16 protein-coding genes and 1 other RNA gene are annotated in these 17,904 nt (G+C 52.4%); 2 read left to right on the forward strand and 15 right to left on the reverse strand.

The features are described from left to right. From DQG23_RS06595 to DQG23_RS06615, 5 genes are all read right to left on the reverse strand, one after another. Positions 1 to 1,180, reverse strand: a 1,180-nt coding sequence (locus tag DQG23_RS06595; protein WP_146762255.1) for a hypothetical protein, incomplete at its 3' end; no start/stop codon positions are given. Between the two features lie 86 nt (positions 1,181 to 1,266). Beyond that, a complete protein-coding gene (locus DQG23_RS06600) occupies positions 1,267 to 2,094 on the reverse strand; it encodes an ABC transporter permease (protein ID WP_113030045.1) in 828 nt (275 codons plus the stop codon). After that, positions 2,091 to 3,020 carry an ABC transporter ATP-binding protein gene (locus DQG23_RS06605; RefSeq protein WP_113030046.1) on the reverse strand — a complete coding sequence of 310 codons (930 nt, stop codon included), beginning with the start codon at positions 3,018 to 3,020 and terminating at the stop codon, positions 2,091 to 2,093. Before DQG23_RS06605 ends, DQG23_RS06600 begins: the two co-directional genes overlap by 4 nt. Next, entirely contained in the window at positions 3,017 to 5,404 is a 2,388-nt protein-coding gene (locus DQG23_RS06610) for a DUF7408 domain-containing protein (protein WP_113030047.1), read from the reverse strand. The genes DQG23_RS06605 and DQG23_RS06610 overlap by 4 nt, the downstream gene beginning before the upstream one ends. 282 nt (positions 5,405 to 5,686) lie before the next feature. Continuing rightward, positions 5,687 to 6,361: a TerC family protein gene (locus DQG23_RS06615; protein ID WP_113030048.1), complete on the reverse strand. Its 675-nt coding sequence runs from the start codon at positions 6,359 to 6,361 to the stop codon at positions 5,687 to 5,689. A gap of 171 nt (positions 6,362 to 6,532) precedes the next feature. On the opposite strand from DQG23_RS06615, the gene DQG23_RS06620 reads away from it, so the two are divergent. Next, positions 6,533 to 6,820: a 4a-hydroxytetrahydrobiopterin dehydratase gene (locus DQG23_RS06620; protein WP_113030049.1), complete on the forward strand. Its 288-nt coding sequence runs from the start codon at positions 6,533 to 6,535 to the stop codon at positions 6,818 to 6,820. A gap of 67 nt (positions 6,821 to 6,887) precedes the next feature. Here DQG23_RS06620 and thiI read toward each other — a convergent pair whose 3' ends face one another. From thiI to DQG23_RS06650, 6 genes are all read right to left on the reverse strand, one after another. Continuing rightward, positions 6,888 to 8,108, reverse strand: a complete 1,221-nt coding sequence (gene thiI, locus DQG23_RS06625; RefSeq protein ID WP_113030050.1) for a tRNA uracil 4-sulfurtransferase ThiI — start codon at positions 8,106 to 8,108, stop codon at positions 6,888 to 6,890. Between the two features lie 42 nt (positions 8,109 to 8,150). Then, on the reverse strand, positions 8,151 to 9,308 hold the full coding sequence (locus DQG23_RS06630; RefSeq protein ID WP_113030051.1) for a cysteine desulfurase family protein: 1,158 nt from the start codon (positions 9,306 to 9,308) through the stop codon (positions 8,151 to 8,153). A 104-nt stretch (positions 9,309 to 9,412) separates the two neighbouring features. Continuing rightward, entirely contained in the window at positions 9,413 to 10,051 is a 639-nt protein-coding gene (locus DQG23_RS06635; RefSeq protein WP_113030052.1) for a lytic transglycosylase domain-containing protein, read from the reverse strand. A 178-nt stretch (positions 10,052 to 10,229) separates the two neighbouring features. Beyond that, positions 10,230 to 10,841 carry an MFS transporter gene (locus DQG23_RS06640; protein WP_113030053.1) on the reverse strand — a complete coding sequence of 204 codons (612 nt, stop codon included), beginning with the start codon at positions 10,839 to 10,841 and terminating at the stop codon, positions 10,230 to 10,232. Positions 10,842 to 10,892: 51 nt separating this feature from the next. Further along, positions 10,893 to 11,099 carry a DUF1540 domain-containing protein gene (locus DQG23_RS06645; protein WP_113030054.1) on the reverse strand — a complete coding sequence of 69 codons (207 nt, stop codon included), beginning with the start codon at positions 11,097 to 11,099 and terminating at the stop codon, positions 10,893 to 10,895. Between the two features lie 622 nt (positions 11,100 to 11,721). After that, complete coding sequence (locus tag DQG23_RS06650; protein WP_113030055.1) at positions 11,722 to 12,222, reverse strand: YpuI family protein; 501 nt, start codon at positions 12,220 to 12,222, stop codon at positions 11,722 to 11,724. A 213-nt stretch (positions 12,223 to 12,435) separates the two neighbouring features. Here DQG23_RS06650 and DQG23_RS06655 point away from each other — a divergent pair, with 213 nt between their 5' ends. Continuing rightward, positions 12,436 to 14,370 carry a S8 family peptidase gene (locus DQG23_RS06655; protein ID WP_113030056.1) on the forward strand — a complete coding sequence of 645 codons (1,935 nt, stop codon included), beginning with the start codon at positions 12,436 to 12,438 and terminating at the stop codon, positions 14,368 to 14,370. Between the two features lie 216 nt (positions 14,371 to 14,586). Here DQG23_RS06655 and rnpB read toward each other — a convergent pair. The 4 genes from rnpB to DQG23_RS06675 form a co-directional block, all read right to left on the reverse strand. After that, positions 14,587 to 14,987, reverse strand: an RNA gene (gene rnpB, locus DQG23_RS06660) — RNase P RNA component class A. Between the two features lie 185 nt (positions 14,988 to 15,172). After that, entirely contained in the window at positions 15,173 to 16,288 is a 1,116-nt protein-coding gene (locus tag DQG23_RS06665; protein WP_113030057.1) for a Nif3-like dinuclear metal center hexameric protein, read from the reverse strand. A 2-nt stretch (positions 16,289 to 16,290) separates the two neighbouring features. Then, a complete protein-coding gene (locus DQG23_RS06670) occupies positions 16,291 to 17,019 on the reverse strand; it encodes a tRNA (adenine(22)-N(1))-methyltransferase (RefSeq protein WP_113030058.1) in 729 nt (242 codons plus the stop codon). A 1-nt stretch (position 17,020) separates the two neighbouring features. Next, positions 17,021 to 17,851: a hypothetical protein gene (locus DQG23_RS06675; protein ID WP_146762256.1), complete on the reverse strand. Its 831-nt coding sequence runs from the start codon at positions 17,849 to 17,851 to the stop codon at positions 17,021 to 17,023. Positions 17,852 to 17,904: the final 53 nt, after the last annotated feature.

The raw sequence follows: 17,904 nt of genomic DNA on the forward strand, positions 1-17,904 counted from the left end.
CGCCGCTCGCCCATGCGGGCGGCGGTGCGGCGCCTGACGCAGCGAGCTGCTGCGCCATCGGCAGCCCGGCCTGCACCAGCGCGGCGCTTGCCTGCTGCGCGGCTCCGGCGAGCGCGGCGCTTTGCCGCTGCGCCTGCATGGCCGCCGCCAGCGCTTCCGCGAGCTGCTGCCGGGCTTCGGCGCTAAGCGCTCCGGCACCAAGCTCGCCGGCGGCTTTGCTTAGCGCGTCGCGCAGCTTTGCCGCACTCGCCGGATCGGCGGCTGCGGCTGATTCAGCCAGCTTCCCGAGCTGAGCGGCAAGCTCCTGCAACTGTTCGCCGTCCATCCCGGCGAGCTGCTGCCGCATAGCATCGATAGCGCCGTCGAGTCCGCCTTCGCGCTGCTCCAGCATCGCTTTGCCAAGTTCGCTAAGCGCGCCCATATTTTGCATCGCACCCGCAAATTGCTCGGATTTTACAACTTCCTTTTGCTGCTTCTCGGCCAGCTGCTGCAGCCGCTCGATCGTTTCCGCCAGCTCCGATAACGCGGCATCCGCCGTTTTGCTGGCTGCCAGCTTCCTTTCCAGCTCCTCAAGCGCCTCTTCCATCGATTTTGACACCGCTCCGAGCCCTTCTTGCTTGCGTACGGATTCCAGCATCGTTTCCGCCAGCTCCGTCTGCTCCCCGATCCATTTGCGTTCTTCCCGCTTCTTGTCCACGATCTCGTCCATCGCATTCGGCAGCATCAGCAGCACGATCAGCGCTAAAGCCGCTCCGCCGCCGGCCCAGACGGCGCGACGGTCCAACCCGAAACGGATGCGACTAGGCATTTCCTGCAAATAATGCCGGCCAAATTGAAGCGCATCCTCACGCTGCAATGTAGCGACCGGAGACTTCTCCTCCGCGAACGATAAGGCGGTTCCGATCCTTTCCTCCAATCCGCCTCCGTCCATGACGCGCGCGGCATCCCGAACGGTAGGCCTTGCATACAAACCGTAGGCTAGCGAAGCCAGCAGCCCCGCCGCCGCCCAGACAAATGCCAGAGACCGATAGAAAGCTACTGGAACGAACAGGCAAACGGCCGCCCACAAACAAGCCAATACAAGACCTCCCGCCAATCCATAGCCTAGAAGTCTGACAACCCTCTGCCTCCACAAACGTGAGCGGACAAGCGATACGATCTCATGAAGCTGTTCGTTCATCGGTAAGGCCTCCTGCCTGTTCAGTATCCGAATGATTATAACTAAAGCGCGCCTTCCTAATCATTTTCAGGAAAGCAGATCTCGTATTACCCCCGCTTCATGCGCGGCCGCAGAAATGCGATGCTGAGCCAAAGCGCAACCGCGGTTACGACGCTGTACAGAGGAATGAAAATATGCCAAAGCTGCAAATTCGTCTGCCTGTTGAATACCTCATGAGAGAAATCCGGATTGAAAACGCTGATCAGCGCTCCCATCGGATTTAACCCTAGCAATAAACCGGGTACGTAGCTGGAGCCACGGAAAAACGTTTGCGCCAAAAAAATCGCCGCGAGCCCTGTAAACCCGTAAATAAAAACGGCAAACCCGTACGTGACGATAACGGCCACCATCGTTTTTTTGAAAACCGTCGAAACGAACACGCCGATCGAACCGAGCAGCAGCATAACGAACATGTAAAACAAAAATACGGCGATCAGCTGTACCGGCGACACGCCCCCGAATAAGAAAACGATGCTGTATAGCGGCAGTGTCGCAATAATGACAACCAGCATAAAGCTGAGCGACGAGAACAGCTTGCTCAAAATGATCGTCGTCGAGCTTTGCTGCGTCGTCAGTAAAATGTTCAACGTCTGCTTTTCCCTCTCTCCGCTTATGACGCCCGCGGTCAGTCCCGGCACCATGAACGTGATGAGCACCATCTGCGCGCCGCTCAGAAAGTAAAACAGCTCCTGGCTGCGCTGCGGATTAAAAACCGCGGCGCCCCCTCCGAACATCGTCATATACATAAAGCCGAAGGCGAGCAGCGTCATCGCAACCAAATAGATCGAAACCGCAAGCGAGGAACGAACCGTACGCATCCGCAGCCGAAATTCTTTTTCCAGGACGGGATTGATCAGCTTCCTTCTCCAATTCATGGCGCGCCCGCTCCCTTCGTAATTTCCAAAAACACGTCCTCCAGGTCGGTTTGCGCTTCGCTGAAGGTTATGACTTTATACCCCTTCTCGATCAAGCCGAGAAGCAAGCCGGATTGCTCCGCATCGTCCCCGCCGAAGTGCAAATGAATCCCCTTCTCGTCATGTTGGACATAAGATACGTGCATCGCATCGCGCAGCTCGTTTGCCGCCTCGGCTTCGCGCTCCAAAATCCGAATCGTCAAAACTCTGCTGGCCCGCATCTGCCGCTGAATGTCGGCGACCTTGCCTTTGGCGATCAACTGCCCGCGTTCGATAACGCCGATTTCGTCGACCATCTCCGCAAGCTCCGGCAAAATATGCGAGGAAATGATGATCGTTTTGCCCATGCTTTTCAGCTCTTTTAAGATTTCCCTCATTTCGATCCGCGCACGGGGATCCATGCCGGAGGCAGGTTCGTCCAAAATAAGCAGCTGCGGATCATGCACGAGGCATCTTGCGAGACAAAGCCGCTGCTTCATCCCGCGCGAAAGCGAATCGACGTAAAAATCCGCTTTGTCCGTCAGATTAACGAGCTCTAGCAGCTGCGGAATCATTTTTTGCCGTTCCGTCCTAGGGATGCCGTAGCTCGCACCGTAAAAATCGAGATATTCCGTCGTTTTAAAATTATCGTATACGCCGAAAAAATCGGGCATATAACCGATCAGCCTACGCACGTCCTTCGGCTTCTCCGTCACGTCGTAACCGCCGACCTTGGCCGTGCCGGACGTCGGTCCCAGCAGCGTCGCCAAAATCATCATCGTCGTCGATTTTCCGGCGCCGTTAGGACCGACGAAGCCGAAGACGGTACCCGCATCGATCGTCATCGACAGTGCGTTAAGGGCGGTAAAGCCGCCGTATGTTTTCGTCAATTCGCGAATTTCAATCATGACTTCACCGTTCCTTCCACGGCAAATTCCGGATACCGCATGTGCGCTTCGTTTTGCTTGACTTCGATTTTGATTTTAATCGATCTGCCATTAGCAATGTAAGAAGCAAAAGCGTCTTCCTGCGCCAATGGCGCTTGTTCAAGCGGCTCCCACGTTTCTTTGTCCGCATTCCAGATTGTGTACTCCGCAACCGAGTCCGCTTCGATGTTGTTGATGGATTTTATTTGACCGTAAACCGCGCCGGCGATTTCGGGAAGCCTGTATTCGATTATCGTTTCTCCTTTGCTGACCGTTACGTTGCCCATCGGGTCGGCCGCAAGCTGTGACGTTGTCGAAACGACCTGCGGCTTTAACATTCCGGCCGGCACAAATACGGATGAACCCGATCTCGGATCGATATCGATAGCCTGTATCCATAATGTCAGCTCGTCCGTGTTTACCGTTTTGCCGTCAACCGTGTAAAGCTTGCTTCCCCCGGTGCCGCTCCATCCGAGAATGAACGAGGAGACGTCGCGCTCGATCGCCGTTTGAAGGTAAGTGGACAGCAGCGCGCGTTTTTTGCTGTTTTCGTCGCGCGGCCCGCCTTGGTACGGATATATGATATTGCCGAGATCGATCAGGTTGCCGGAAGCTACCCCCCACGAGAACGTCGAAGCAGCTTTTACGGGCGCCGTTTCCCCGGCTTTCAGACTCGGCAGCGTAAATATTTGGCCCCCTGCATATACCGTTACATCCGTCAAATCGCCGTTCGTCCGATTGGCTACATTTCCTTCGATCCCGTTTGCGGTTATCCTCACGTCGGCTTCCAGCTTGCCGAAGGCTTCCGGCTTCTCGAAATCGATCCAAGCTTTGCGTATCGACCAATACGACACGTCCTTATAAGTCACGTCCGTATGATCCGCCGCTTTCGTCACTACCATATCGGCCGAGCCGCGCAAGCCGCTCCCCCCGCTTATGCGGAATCCGGCATCGCCGAGCAGCGGCGATACGTAAGCCGATCCCGGAATTTCAAGATTAAAGCTTCCGCCTCTCGGCACGAAAATCGAAGCTACGGACGTTTTTTTCCCTTCTCCGCCGCCGTCCAGCTTGATCATCGAGAACGATTGGGACATCGTCGAGCTCCGTCCGGAAGCTCCGACTACATAGATGCCCGCAGTAAACAGCACCGCCGCCAGCGGTATCGTCACCCATGCCCATTCCCGCTTGTCCAGCTTGCGGAGAACGGCGTACATGAGCGGACCGATTACGGCTGCATAAATCAGAATGACAAGCAGCAGAATGCCGAATGAAGGCAGCTTGAACGCCTCAAAATCTTCAAGCGCATTGTTGATTTCCCAAAATCCGTTGCTGTACTTATTGGCGAAAGACTGCTTTACATGATCGGCCAATATCGTTTCCCACAGCGTCGTATTGCCGTTCCATGAAGCAAGCGGATTTAACGCAAGATCATACGCGGCATACCAGACCTCTCCGTTGCCAAGCGGCTTGGAAGCGAAAATCGGCAGCGTCCCTTCCGATAGAACGGCTTTGCCGTCTTTAAGCTCCGCTTTCGAAAGCGTAAACGGTTCGGCAAGCGAAAGCTCTTTCCCCGAAGCCTTGACCAAGGCGCTTAGGTCCGTAACGCTTTCCGTACCGCTGTAAACAACCGGAGAAATCGCTCCGAACGGTGCAGCCGTTTTCGGATACCCGGCCCCTCCGGCAATAATAAGCATGCCTCCCCGCTTCACCCAGCCTTCGATCGCTTTGATCTGCTCGTCCTTCAGCTGATCGGACGCCGTATCGTTGAATACGAGCACATCGATGGAATCGAGCAGCATCGACTGGCTGGGAATATTGCCGATTTGAAGCGGCAGCGTTTTCACCTGATATCCTTTTTGATTCAGCAATCCGAGAAAGCTCATCGTATCGGGATCCCGCGCGACTACGCCGATCTGTGCCGTACCGAACGGCAGCTGAGCCGCATCGATGTATGCCGAATCGCCTGCAAAAGCGACTTTTTTCCCGTTTTCCGCTTTCCCTTTATAAAACTCGACTTTGTTATTGTTCTTATGCAAGGTCATGCCCGGCAGCGCGATCGTGACCGTCTTGGCCGTTTGACGCGGGAGATCGACCGCAGCCGTATACATGACGTCCTTCCCGCCGTTCGGCGCCGGCAGCGTAACCGCCAGCTCTCCGCTGATGTCGCTTCCTTCGTTCGTAATCGTAAATTGCACGGGGAACCACTTATCCCCCTTGGCCTGTCCGTTCAAGGCAGGCTCGATTTGCAGCTTGAGCTTCGCTTCCTCCGCATGCGCCGGCAATGCGAACGTCAGCCCGTTTGCCATGATGAGCAGCCAAACGGTAAAGCAAACAAACCACATTTTCCGAACGTTCGTTCGAACCACAATTCATGCTCCTCTCAGCCGGTTAAAGTAGACATAACAATCCCTCAATGAAATAGACGATTGGAAGTTGAAAAAGTTGCAATTGTTAAAATAATCCATACCTTTTCAAAACCGTTGAAATATAACCTCTTGATTGGGAAACATACAAATTCTGAATGTACATAAAAAAGCCTCCCTTCCCGTTTGGTTAATGGTTAACGGGTTTGGAGGCTATCTTTCACGTTTACGCGAGAAGAATGCAAACTCCTTCTCCAGGCGTTTCATTGATAGAGGCGGTTCCGATCAGCGATGCGACGGCTCACTTGGCTTGGTGCGGTTCATTATTTTTTTAATGACGCCCGTGACAATGACGACGACCGCTAAAATGATCGGCAGCAGCGTATGGAGCAAATGGGAATGAACCAGCTCGGACACTTTTTGATCGCCGATGAACATTTCCCCTGCGGTGTAACCGAGAATTCCGGCTCCGATAAAGACGAAGACGGGAAACTTGTGAAGCAGCTTCATGACGAGCGTACTGCCCCACACGATGATCGGAATGCTCAGTCCGATGCCGAGTATGATGACGGCAACGTCGTTTTTCGCCGCCGCGGCGATCGCAAGAACGTTATCCAGACTCATGACGAAATCGGCCACGATGATCGTCCACACCGCTTTGCCGAGCGTCGAAGCTTCCTTCACGTTCGTTTCGCCCTCTTCCTCCACAAGCAGCTTGATCGCGATCCACATAAGCAGGAATGATCCTGCCGCTTGGATATAAGGGACTTTCAAAAGCGAAACCGCAGCGATCGTCAAAACGAGCCTCAGCCCGACCGCTCCGAAGGCCCCCCACCAGATCGCTTTTTTACGCTGCTCGATCGGCAAATTTTTGCTGGCCAGCGCGATCACGACCGCATTGTCACCGCTAAGGACGATGTTGATCAACATAATTTCGAGGAAAAGCAAAAACCAATCCATGCTGGATGCCCCCTATTGTTCCCCCGCCTTCGCAAACTAGCCGTCGCAACTAGCCGTCAGGTAAGGTATAATATAGAAAAGCGGCACATAATTTACGTTACGGCGCATTATGAACCGTTCACCAAGGTTGTACTCGAAACAAGCATATCTTATGAGAAGAGGTGCTCGTTTATGTCCAAATTATCCGCAGAACAAATTGCCGTCTATTTAAGAAAGCTGCAAAGCTGGAAATTTGAAAACAGCGCGCTGCACAAAACGTATCGTCTTCCTTCTTTCGCCGCCTCCATCCGGTTCGTTCAGCAAATTGCGGCCGCCGCCGAATCGGCCAATCACCATCCCGATCTTTATATCCGAAGCGACCGCGTAACCGTATCGCTCACGACTCATGATGCGAACGGTGTTACCGGCAAAGATTTTTCGCTGGCACAGCAGATCGACTCGATTTCCTCATCCCTTTAAGCCGGAACGGCTTTCGCCCTACTTCGCATCACCGTCATAAACTCATTTGCGCATGAAAGGTATGGGGTCAAAAATACGAATCGATCCCGGCAATATCCGTTTGCTCGTTAGACTCCATGTTGATGGTCAGCACTTCTCTGCCTTTTACGGCTTCGTCCAAAGCTTCATCAAGCCAATCCAGCGATTGCTCAATTCTCGTTACGAGATTGATGTTCGGATTCGTGCTCGGCGATTTCGGCAAAAATAACGTGCAGCAATCTTCATACGGCAGAATAGACAACTCGAAGGTTCCGATTTGTTCCGCCATCCGGATAATTTCGCTTTTGTCTATCATGATCAGCGGCCTTAGCATCGGCAAGCTTGCCGCACTGCCGATTACATTCAAGCTCGGGAGCGTTTGACTGGCTACCTGCCCCAGGCTTTCGCCTGTCACGATCGCTCCCGCGGCACATTGTCCGGCGATTTTCTCGACAATGCGCAGCATCGCCCGCCGCATCAGCGTGATCATCAGATTATCGACGGAGGCTTGCTTCAGCTTCGTTTGGATGTCCGTAAAGGAAACCATATGCAGCTTTAAGCTCCCGCTATAAACCGATAACGTTTGAGCGAGATCGATCACCTTCTGCCTCGCCCGCTCGCTCGTGAACGGATAACTGTGAAAATGAACCGCTTCGAGCTTCAGCCCTTTGCGCATGGCCAGCCAGCCCGCGACCGGACTATCGATCCCGCCTGAAAGCATAAGCACGGCCTTGCCGTTGCTGCCTAGCGGATAACCGCCGGATCCCGGATGCGATTCCGTAAATACATATGCCGAATCGCTTCGGATATCGACCGTCACTTCGGCTTCCGGCTGATGAACATCAACCTTGATTTCGGGTATCGCTCGCAAAATATGCCCGCCGATCAAACCCAAGAGCTCCGGCGTAGCATGCGGGAACGACTTGTTGGCACGGCGAACCGTCACTCTGAACGTTTTGGGAAGCACGGGTATCGCAAGTATGGCCTCAAGCGCCGCCGCGCGAACCGCTTCGAGCGTGAGCTCCGTACTTGCAGCGGGGCTGTAGGAGGTGAGGCCGAATACTTTTGCCACCGCCTCCGCCACTCCATCGTAAGGTTCCCCATTTAATTGCAAGTAAATGCGGCCGAATTCGCTCGTGCTGGTCAAGCGCGGATATGCTTTGAATACGAGCATTTTTAATTGATGCATCATTTGCATTTCAAACCGGCGGCGGTTCCGCCCTTTTAATGTAAGTTCGCCTAATCTGACGATGATCGTGTCCGTTTTCACTGCTTAATCCCTCCAAAAGCAAAGCCATCATTCGTTATCCGTTTATTTTATCGTATTACGCAATCCGCGAAGCTCCTCGACGACCTGTTTGAGGCAATCCGTAAAATAGCTTATATTTTCCTCCGTTTGAGCCGCCGAATAGCTCACTCTCAACCCGCTTGCCGCCCGTTCTTTGCCGCATCCCATCGCTAATAAAACCCGGCTTGGCTTTTCTTCGCCGGAAGCGCATGCCGATCGGGTCGAAATCCATATCCCGTGCTGCTCGAGCGCATGAACGACGACCTCCGATTTCATGCCCGGAAACGAAAAATGGACAAGCTGGGGCGCCATATCGTTAGGATCGGACGATCCGTTCGTGATCAATTCCGGCATTTCCATGAGCGCATTCGTAAGACGCTTTCGAAGGCGATAAAGCTTTTCTGCGTTTTCGGATTGTTTTTGCACCGCTAAACGCACCGCTTTGGCCATTCCGACGATCAGCGGCACGTTTTCCGTTCCGGCGCGTATACCGCCTTCCTGGCCCCCGCCGACAAGCAAAGGCGTCAAATTTACGCCCTTCCTCACGTACAAAAAACCGGCTCCTTTCGGACCGTGAACCTTATGAGCGGATACGCTCAGCAAATCGGCACCCAGTTCTTTAGGGGCGACATTCAGCTTGCCGATGCTTTGGATGGCATCGACATGAAACAATATGCCGGGAAAAGACTTTAGCATGTCGCCGATTTGCTTTACCGGCTGAATACGCCCGACTTCATTGTTTACATGCATGATGCTGACGAGAATCGTTTCATCGCACAGCGCATTCCTGACGTCTTCGACGCTCACCGCTCCCGTTTCATCAACGGGCAAATACGTAACGCGGAAGCCTTCTTCCTCCATCTGCTTGCAGCATTCATAAACGGATGCATGCTCTACAGCGCTTGTTACAATATGGTTTCCTCTGTTGCGATAGCTGCGCACCGCACCCTTGATTGCCAAATTATTGCTTTCCGTTCCACCCGAAGTAAAGACGATTTCGTCGGCCTTGCAAGTGAGCGTGCCGGCAATCACCTCGCGGGCTTTGCGCAGCAGCTGCTCGGCATCGACGCCCAACCGGTGAATGGAGGACGGATTGCCGTAATGCCGGCTCATGATATCGGATATAGCCGCAACCACTTCCTCATGCGGCGGCGTCGTTGCGCAGTGATCCAAGTAAAGCATATCTTCCACCTCACCCGCGTTTCTATCTTGGCATCTATCTATAATCATTCCTATAAAAGCAAAAAGAAAAAAGATCGGCATCGATCTTTTCTCGACAAAACGTATTATACTTGATAACCCTTCGCCAATTCCAACACTTTATTGACATACTTCTGTGTTTCTTGCGGCAATTGGCTGAATTTGGCTTGCAAGTCGGCTTCCGTGCGAATCCCTAACCGATCGATACGTCCAGGTCCTGCGTTATAGGCTGCAAGCGCAACCGCTTCGCTCCCGTTGTATTTGTTCAGCATTTCGGACAAATAACGGGTGCCTCCATTAATATTTTGCTCCGGATCGAACGAATCCGTTACGCCGAGTCCTCGCGCCGTGTTATCCATCAGCTGCATAAGTCCTTTCGCTCCTGCGCCGGAAACGGACATCGAATCAAACGAAGATTCGGCGTGAATGACAGACTTCACCAGACTGGAGGAAACGCCGTATTTAGCGCTTGCCTGTTCGATGATCGGATCGAAAGATGTAGGCGTGCTTGGTCTCGAATACAGCGAAGCGTTCCGCATGAGCAGATCGGCTGCGGGAACGATTCTGTTATAAGACGATGCTGTCTGCTCTCCGAGCAGCAGCTCAAGCATTTCCCCGAAAGGCTGCGTTTCCGTTTGCGATGCGCCGTTAGTCGAAAGCAGATCGAATCGGTTCGACCACTGAATTTCAATAAGCTGTTTCATGGTTCTTGGATCGATGCTCATCTTGTCTCTCCTGCCCCGTTACGATCTTTTGCTCATAAAATCAATACTAATATTGTACAAGCTTTTAATAAATTGTTCCAGTGTATAATTTACTATTTGGAACCTTCATGCTGCCGCACGCAAAAATGCCGAAGTTTTCGGGCGTTTGCCCGCTTCGGCATTTTTGCAGTCCATGAAGTCATGCGTAATAAGGAACGAGGAAAAAATAGGCCAGCAATGATACCAATCCGATCCCGATCGTCCAAGCGCCCAAGCCCCTGCTCCCTCTTACAAAGGCAACAACGCCGATTATCGCAGCGATCGTGCCTAAAACAGCGGGCCAAATAAACAAAGAAATAACTGCGAGCACCAATCCGAACCAGCCGATTGCTCTGCCTTCCCCGGCGTCCGCCCTTTCCCCGCCTTCCGCGCCTTCGTTCCGCCGCTCGTACCGGGCGTCCGGATCCGCTCCGATAACGGGAGGATAAGCGACCTCGGTAGCAAATTCGGCATCCTGCTCGAACGGATCCTCAGCCAAACCGGAAGGACTCGACGAATAAGGCTCCTTTTGTCTGGTAGCCGAATATCCCCATTCGTTCCCGCTCACTTGTCCGGTCGACTGATAAGACTTGCTCAGCTCGGAGGACATCGTATTCGATTCATAAGAATCGCGGTTATACGAATCCGATTCCGCCGGCATGGACGTAACGGCCAGAGCTTCGGAGGATTCGGTATTCGCTTTGACGGCCGAATCTTCATGGGCGTGATTCGGTTTATGCTGTTTGTTTTTGTAATGCTTATTTTTGCTCATGCTGAATTTTTCTCCTTTTCTCCGAGTAGTCGTTTGCTGCCTGCAGCTCCCTTAACGTTTCGGCACAAAAGTTTGACAGCATGTTCTGCGCGAGTTGGAAGCTTCGTCCTGGTGATCCGCACCCATCTCGCCGGCAAATTCCTCATTAACATTAGCGGAAGCGTGAGCGTCCACTTCGATCTGAATGCTGGAGGCATTGCAATTGTTTCCTTCCGTCCAAAATCCGCAGTTTGCAACCGTACATTTGACATCTGGCATGTTCGTCACCTCCCCATTAGAAGTGTCTCCTCCGGGCGAATGACCAATCCGAGTGAAAAAAAGACAGAGGCGCCAGTCGAAAGGTGGTCGGTTACAAGAAATTGGCTATTGAGGAACCGGGTTGGGTAAGCGTCCCACATCCGTTATAGTCGTATCCACCTTTCTAATTAGCGGTAGGATAAGTCATTGAGATTTTGAAAAAACCGCCTTGCGGCGGCTTTGGCGTTTGATATTTATTTCTCCATCCGGTATTCCTACCCGCTTACCCATCCTCGCTCGTCGCTTGCATGCGCTGCAGTCCGATTTTGCCCATTTGCAATCGAGTACGGCTTCCTTTCCCCGCCTGTAGTTCGAAAACGCCTGCTTGCAGCGGTTATTTTGATCGGCACATCGATGAATCCGTTCTCCAAGCCGGCAAAATCGGACTCCAGCGTAAGGCGAACCTCGATTCCTTATTTCAAGTGGGCTATTTCGGACTACAGCAAATAGAGGAGACTTAATAGCAGCGTAGGATAAATGGCTTGCCGTCCTTTAAAGGACCGGCGTGTTTACCGGATAAATTCTTTATACTCAAAAAAACAGAGGCGCCGACCGGCACCTCTGTCAAAAAAGAATAAAAACGTTAAACCTTCTCACCCTGCATTCTGCGCTGGGTTATATAATCGGTTTCGTAGTAGGACAATTCCTCGCGCAGCTCTTCAAAAATTTTGGATAGCTCGATCGTCAGGTCGCGAACGTCGCGTACAGGCTTTTTCCGGAAGCGAATAGCGTCTTGACCGGTATAGGCATAACGTCCATCCTCGGAATAGCATTCGTTCTTCGGATAGAAAAACCCGTTAACGCAGCTATGGTATACGTCGTAAAGGACGCGTTCCGAATATTCGACATTGAAAGTCGGACGCCGCAAGCTCACGCCAAGCTTCTCATAAGCCACTTCGCAGAACACGAGCAAATGACGTGTATCGGATAAATACGAACGATAAAAATCATCATATTCCGAATCGTTCTCCGCATTCAAACGTTCAAGCGAATGCGTGTTCAGAAACAGCTCCATTTTTCCAATTGCGGTTTTTAATTTTTCCTTGGACGATTCGCAAATGCTCTTGACTTGAGACACCGTCATGTCAAAAAAACCTCCTCCAACGGGTAACTTCGGCTAGCAGGTGTTCATGCCTTCATCGTACCATAAAATTTCATGAAGCGGTACCATGAAAAAAACCGCCCCGCCGAATAAAAGTGCGGCCGTCATTCCAACCTAACCTTGACGATTATAAACCGATTCGCCGCAAAATACAACAAATAACGCACAGCAGTTGCGTAAAGGGAGGTAAACCGGATGCGTAAATATGTCGGAGCGGTACTGATATCCGCGGCTCTTATCGCGCTTCTTATCCCGCGAAACGAAACGCCGGATCTTCCGGAGAAGCCGGAAGCGTTGTCGGCGGACAAGGAAATGTCGATCAAGCAAGCCTTGGTCGATCAAGATATGAAAGACACGGACATGCTTTGCCGCAGCCAATGCGCGCTTGATTTGCATGCTGCGGCCGAGCGGCTTCCCACCGATGACGAAGCCCAGATCCGTTCCTCGTTAACGGCTTTGCAGCAGGAGCACCCGCATATGAAGAAACTGATCTGGTATGGTGCGGGAGAGCCTTTGGACAAAGGAATCCATGTCGGCGAAGCGCCGGAGCATGTCATGTATCAGGCGGCCGGAGAGCTGCAGCATGCGAAAGAAACCGCGCAAGCCGGCCGAGATTATGAATCGCCCACGATCCAAGCAAATGGCGAAACGTATTTCGTTATAGGCGTTCCTTCGGCAAACCGGAACGGCTCATTGGTCGGCGTCGTTCATCAAGAAATCCTTCGTTCGGTTCATAATCATCAAATTAAAAACTTGAGGGTCGTGCCTTATCCCGCCGATAACAACTGGAAAATCGAATCCGTCGATTCCAAAACGCTTCAAGATGTCGATGTAAATCATCCTGAAGACAATGAAGGAACAAGCCACTATCACAAATTTGAGGTCGTCGTAAAATTTAAGCAATCGCCTTCCGAAGCGGATCTGCAAAAAATTCGCGCGGATATTCAAGCGCAATCCGTCCGCAAGCTGGGGTATACGTATATTTTCCGATCCTCCGCGATGGAAGCGAAGCAGTTGATGGACTATTTTCATAAATGGGGAGTGGAATATTCGGAGCCCCATTTCTTGTATATGACCAATACGAAAGCAAACTGGGATGACGGCAGCGGCAGCCATGATTACAATAATGATAATGTGAAGATGCGCGCAAATAACGGGACCGAGGCCGCAGAGGAAGCTGCAGCTCCGAAACCGAACGATGTTTTGTACAGCAAATATCAATGGAATTTGCCGATTATCGCTACCGAGCCCGGGTGGACGATCGGCAAGGGCAATAAGGATGTCATTGTCGCGGTAGTCGATACAGGTGTCGATCTCGATCATCCCGACCTTAAAGGCCGGCTCCTTGAAGGCCATAACGTTATCAATAATGACGCTTCGCCGCAGGACGACGTCGGACACGGCACGCATGTCGCGGGCGTCATTTCCGCCCTCACGGATAACCGTGAAGGAGTGGCAGGCATGACGTGGTACAATCCCGTTCTTCCCGTCAAGGTGCTTGACGAAACGGGCGCAGGCAGCACGTACGCCGTGGCGCAAGGCATTATTTGGGCCGCCGACCATGGAGCGAAAGTGATCAACATGAGCCTCGGCAATTATGCGGACGCAAACTTCCTGCATGATGCGATCAAGTATGCATACGACAAAGATGTCGTGCTTATTGCCGCCAGCGGGAACGACAATACGGAAAAGCCCGGGTATCCCGCCGCTTATCCCGAGGTATTAGCCGTCGCCGCAATCGATTCCAAGAAAAGCAAGGCGAGCTTTTCCAACTACGGGGAATACATCGACGTAGCGGCCCCAGGGGTAAGCATAGCCAGCACGTACCCGAAAAACCAGTACGCCGCGCTTTCCGGCACTTCGATGGCCAGTCCGCACGTAACGGCTTTGGCGGCCCTCATCCGCTCGGTCAATCCGCTGCTCAAAAATACGGAAGTGATGGACATTATGCGCCAAACTGCGACCGATCTCGGACCGGAAGGCAAAGACAACTATTTCGGACATGGACAGATCGACGTCGTCAAAGCGCTGAAAGCGGCCGAGCAAAGCCGCGGCTCGCTCGGCTTCTGGTATCAATGGATGAACCGCGAATGGAAACAAGCGGAGGCTAAAGCGGCTTTGGGTAAGTAACCATAAAATGTCTGACGTACACAAATAACCTGAGACCTTTACGGTCGTCAGGTTATTTGGTGTATGGCACGGCGCTTATTCGTAAATTTATCGACTCCGTAGTGACTGATTTTGTTGAGCCGGACTATTTCGGTTTCCTGCCGAATGTGATGTACCTTTGTATGTATATGTAAAAAGACCGTCCTTGTAAGGACAGTCTCTTATCGTTAATCGTTGATGGAAAGTTTGCCGTAAGCCGGGTTCTGTACTTCCAGTGGTCCGAACGGGAACGACCCTCCCACCGTTGAAGCGACAATCATCTTTCTAGGCCGTGCATTGCTGCATGGCTCAAGCGACCAACCCGAACGCGCCTCGGGCTAAGGCTGCGAGCCGAACTCGCGGCGTTCCTCTTAGGTCTTGCTCCAGATGGGGTTTACCAGGGAGGAAGTCACCAGCCTCCCTCGTGGTCTCTTACACCACGGTTCCACCCTTGCCTGTGTGCGTACGCACCATCGGCGGTCCATTTCTGTGGCACTATCCTTCAGCTCGCGCTGACTGGACGTTATCCAGCATCCTGCCCTTTGGAGCCCGGACTTTCCTCTCGCGGCAAAGCCGCCAGCGATTGTCTGTCAAACTTCCCAATGCATTTGTTAGTATACCTTAATTCATACCGCAAAAACAACTGCGAAATTAACCCCGCAAAGTGAAGGTTTCCCTTAGCAGCATTTCCCCTTGCATATCGCCATTTCTTCAAATCGCGAAAATACAAGCGTACAGCCGTCGCTTTATCGTCACCGCAAACTGCGAACTTGACGACAACGTCTTATACGAAAGTAAACACTTCTGTATCGATTTGCGACGCTACGGCCGTCGTTTCGTATTTTTTAGCCGCCAGCTGCTCGTTCATATATTCCGCTGTCCGGCGTTTCATAATTTTCTCGATATTATGTCCCGCATCGATAATCGCAAAACCCGCAGCGAGCGCATCATGCGCGGTATGGTAGTCGATGTCTCCGGTGACAAGCACGTCGGCGCCGGCAAATTGCGCATCGCGGACATATTTTGAGCCTGCCCCGCCAAGAACGGCCGCTTTTGCGACTTTTCTTCCCAAATCGCCGACCACTCTTACCGATGGCACATCCAATGCTTGTTTGACTTGTTCCGCGAACAATCCGAGTGTTGTAGATTCAGGCAGACGCCCTACCCTTCCCAAACCGAAAACGCGGCCTTTCAAATCCATCGGGTACAGATCGTAAGCGACTTCCTCGTAAGGATGAGCTTTAAGCATCGCCTGAACGGCTAACCTCTCCAAGCTTTCGGGAACGATCGTTTCGAGCCGGATTTCCCGAACCCGCTCCATCTTGCCCTGCTCCCCGATATACGGCTCCGCGCCGCTGCGCGGCAGGAAGGTTCCCGTGCCTTCGATATTGAAGCTGCAATGACTGTATTTGCCGATCCAGCCCGCTCCGGCACGGAACAAAGCCTGGCGCACATTTTCTTGATGATCCTCCGGCACGAAAACGACAAGCTTCTTCAGCTTCTCCGTATGAACCTCTTTCAAATGGGCAAGACCTGTCAGTCCAAGCGCTTCCGCCAGCATATCGTTAATTCCGCCGTCGGCTACATCCAAATTCGTATGCGCGATGTAAACCGCAATATCGTGCTTGATAAGCTTTTCATACAATTTGCCTGCCGGCAAATCGGTTCGCAAGTTGGCCAACGGCCGAAAAATAATCGCATGATGCGCGATGATCAGCTCCGCTTTCTCGCGGATCGCTTCCTCCACTACCGCTTCCGTAACGTCCAGCGCAACGAGTACTTTTCGAATCTCCTTATTTAACGTCCCCAGCTGCAGACCGATTTTATCGTCGGGCATGGCAAAATGCTTGGGAGCCAGCTGCTCAAATAGTTGAATGACCGCTTGTCCGTTCGCAAACATGTTCAATTCCTCCCGCTGCCGGCGAGCACACGCTCGATATCGGCTATTTCCTTTTCAAACGCCGCCTTTTTGTCCGCCGCCGCTTCCAGCTCCGATTCGCCCAGCTGATGGACGATCCGGTTCAGCTTGACAAGCTCCGACTGCCATTTGCTGACGAAAACGGGCGACGGCTTGTTGAGTAAATACGGCCCCATTCGAAATGCGGTCTCGCTATCCGCCCCGCCGTACAACCTGTCGTTAACGGAAGCCGCACCTTCGCGCACAGCGACAAGCACTTCGTAAATTTTGCCGTCCTCTTCCAAAATATGCTCGTCGACAAGCGCCCAGCCATGCTCGACTAACCAGCGCCGCACCTGCTCCTCGCCTACGTTAGGCTGCAAGATCAGCCTTTCCGTTTCCTTCAGCTTGTCTTCCCCCGCCGATAAAATCGAAGCGATCAGGCTGCCGCCCATTCCTGCGATCGTGACGACATCCGCCTCTCCCGGCTCGATTACGGCCAAGCCGTCCCCGCGCCTTACCTCGATGCGTTTCTCCAGGCCCGCTTCTCTAACCTGCTTCTGAGCCGCCGCAAAAGGCCCCGGATTCAATTCTCCCGCAATCGCGGATACGGCAATGCCTTGCTGACACAAAAAAACAGGGAGCAGCGCATGGTCGGATCCGATATCCGCCAATTTGCCGCCCTCCGGTACGAGTCGTGCAATCAAAGCCAAACGATTCGATAAGGTTACCATATTAAGCTACCCACTCAGTCCATTTTTTTCTCGAGGCGAACAATACCGCCCCGGCGACGATCAGCTTGCCGAATAGCAGCAGCTGTAACGATTCCCGATTCAGATCCGTTAATCCGAACCCAAAACCTTCCGGCACGAACCAGAGGCAGAAACCGACGACGAGCAGTACCGTGCCCGAAGCTTTGCTCCTATATTGAATCAGCCAGCCGAGCCATGCCAACACGATGCTGACCGGCACCCAGCTCATTTGCAGCGCAATCCAATCGAAGCTGCTTATATTTTGCTTTAAAAACCATCCATAAATCAAGCATAACACGACCCACCCGCAAAAATGAAATATCGGCAGCCGCATCAAAATACCGATCAGCATCCAAACGATGCTGCAAGCGCCCACAAAAGCGACGATCGTCCCTTCTCCCGCATCATGAGCCCGCAAAAGCACAAGTCCGATCGATAACAGCGAAATCGACGCGATCCCGTTACACATATAAGAAACGAGAGGCGATTTGTTGCGCTGAACGCCCCCGAGCATATAACATGTCAGGATAAATAGTGAAGATATGGCAATTTGCATTGGTAATGGAAAAGAGTTAAAATGAAGTACAAAATAGGAAATAAGCCCGAGACCGCCAAACAGCAACAGCCATATTTTCATGCTGCTGTTTTGGATTGCAGCAGCGGAGACGCCGAACAAAGTCGTTTTTGTCCGTTCCTGCGGATCTTCCAAATATAAATTGATCAGAAAGTCGCAGTACTGCTCCGGAAGCAGCTTGCTTCTGCGCCAGCTCTCGATCTCGGCAATAATCAGTTTACGTTTCTCTTTATCCATCACGTAGCGTTCACCTTTCCGTAACGATCGTTTTTCTTCATACCTTTTATCGGCAG

Origin of the sequence: Paenibacillus contaminans (assembly GCF_003285015.1) — a bacterium.
Lineage (GTDB): Bacteria > Bacillota > Bacilli > Paenibacillales > NBRC-103111 > Paenibacillus_V > Paenibacillus_V contaminans.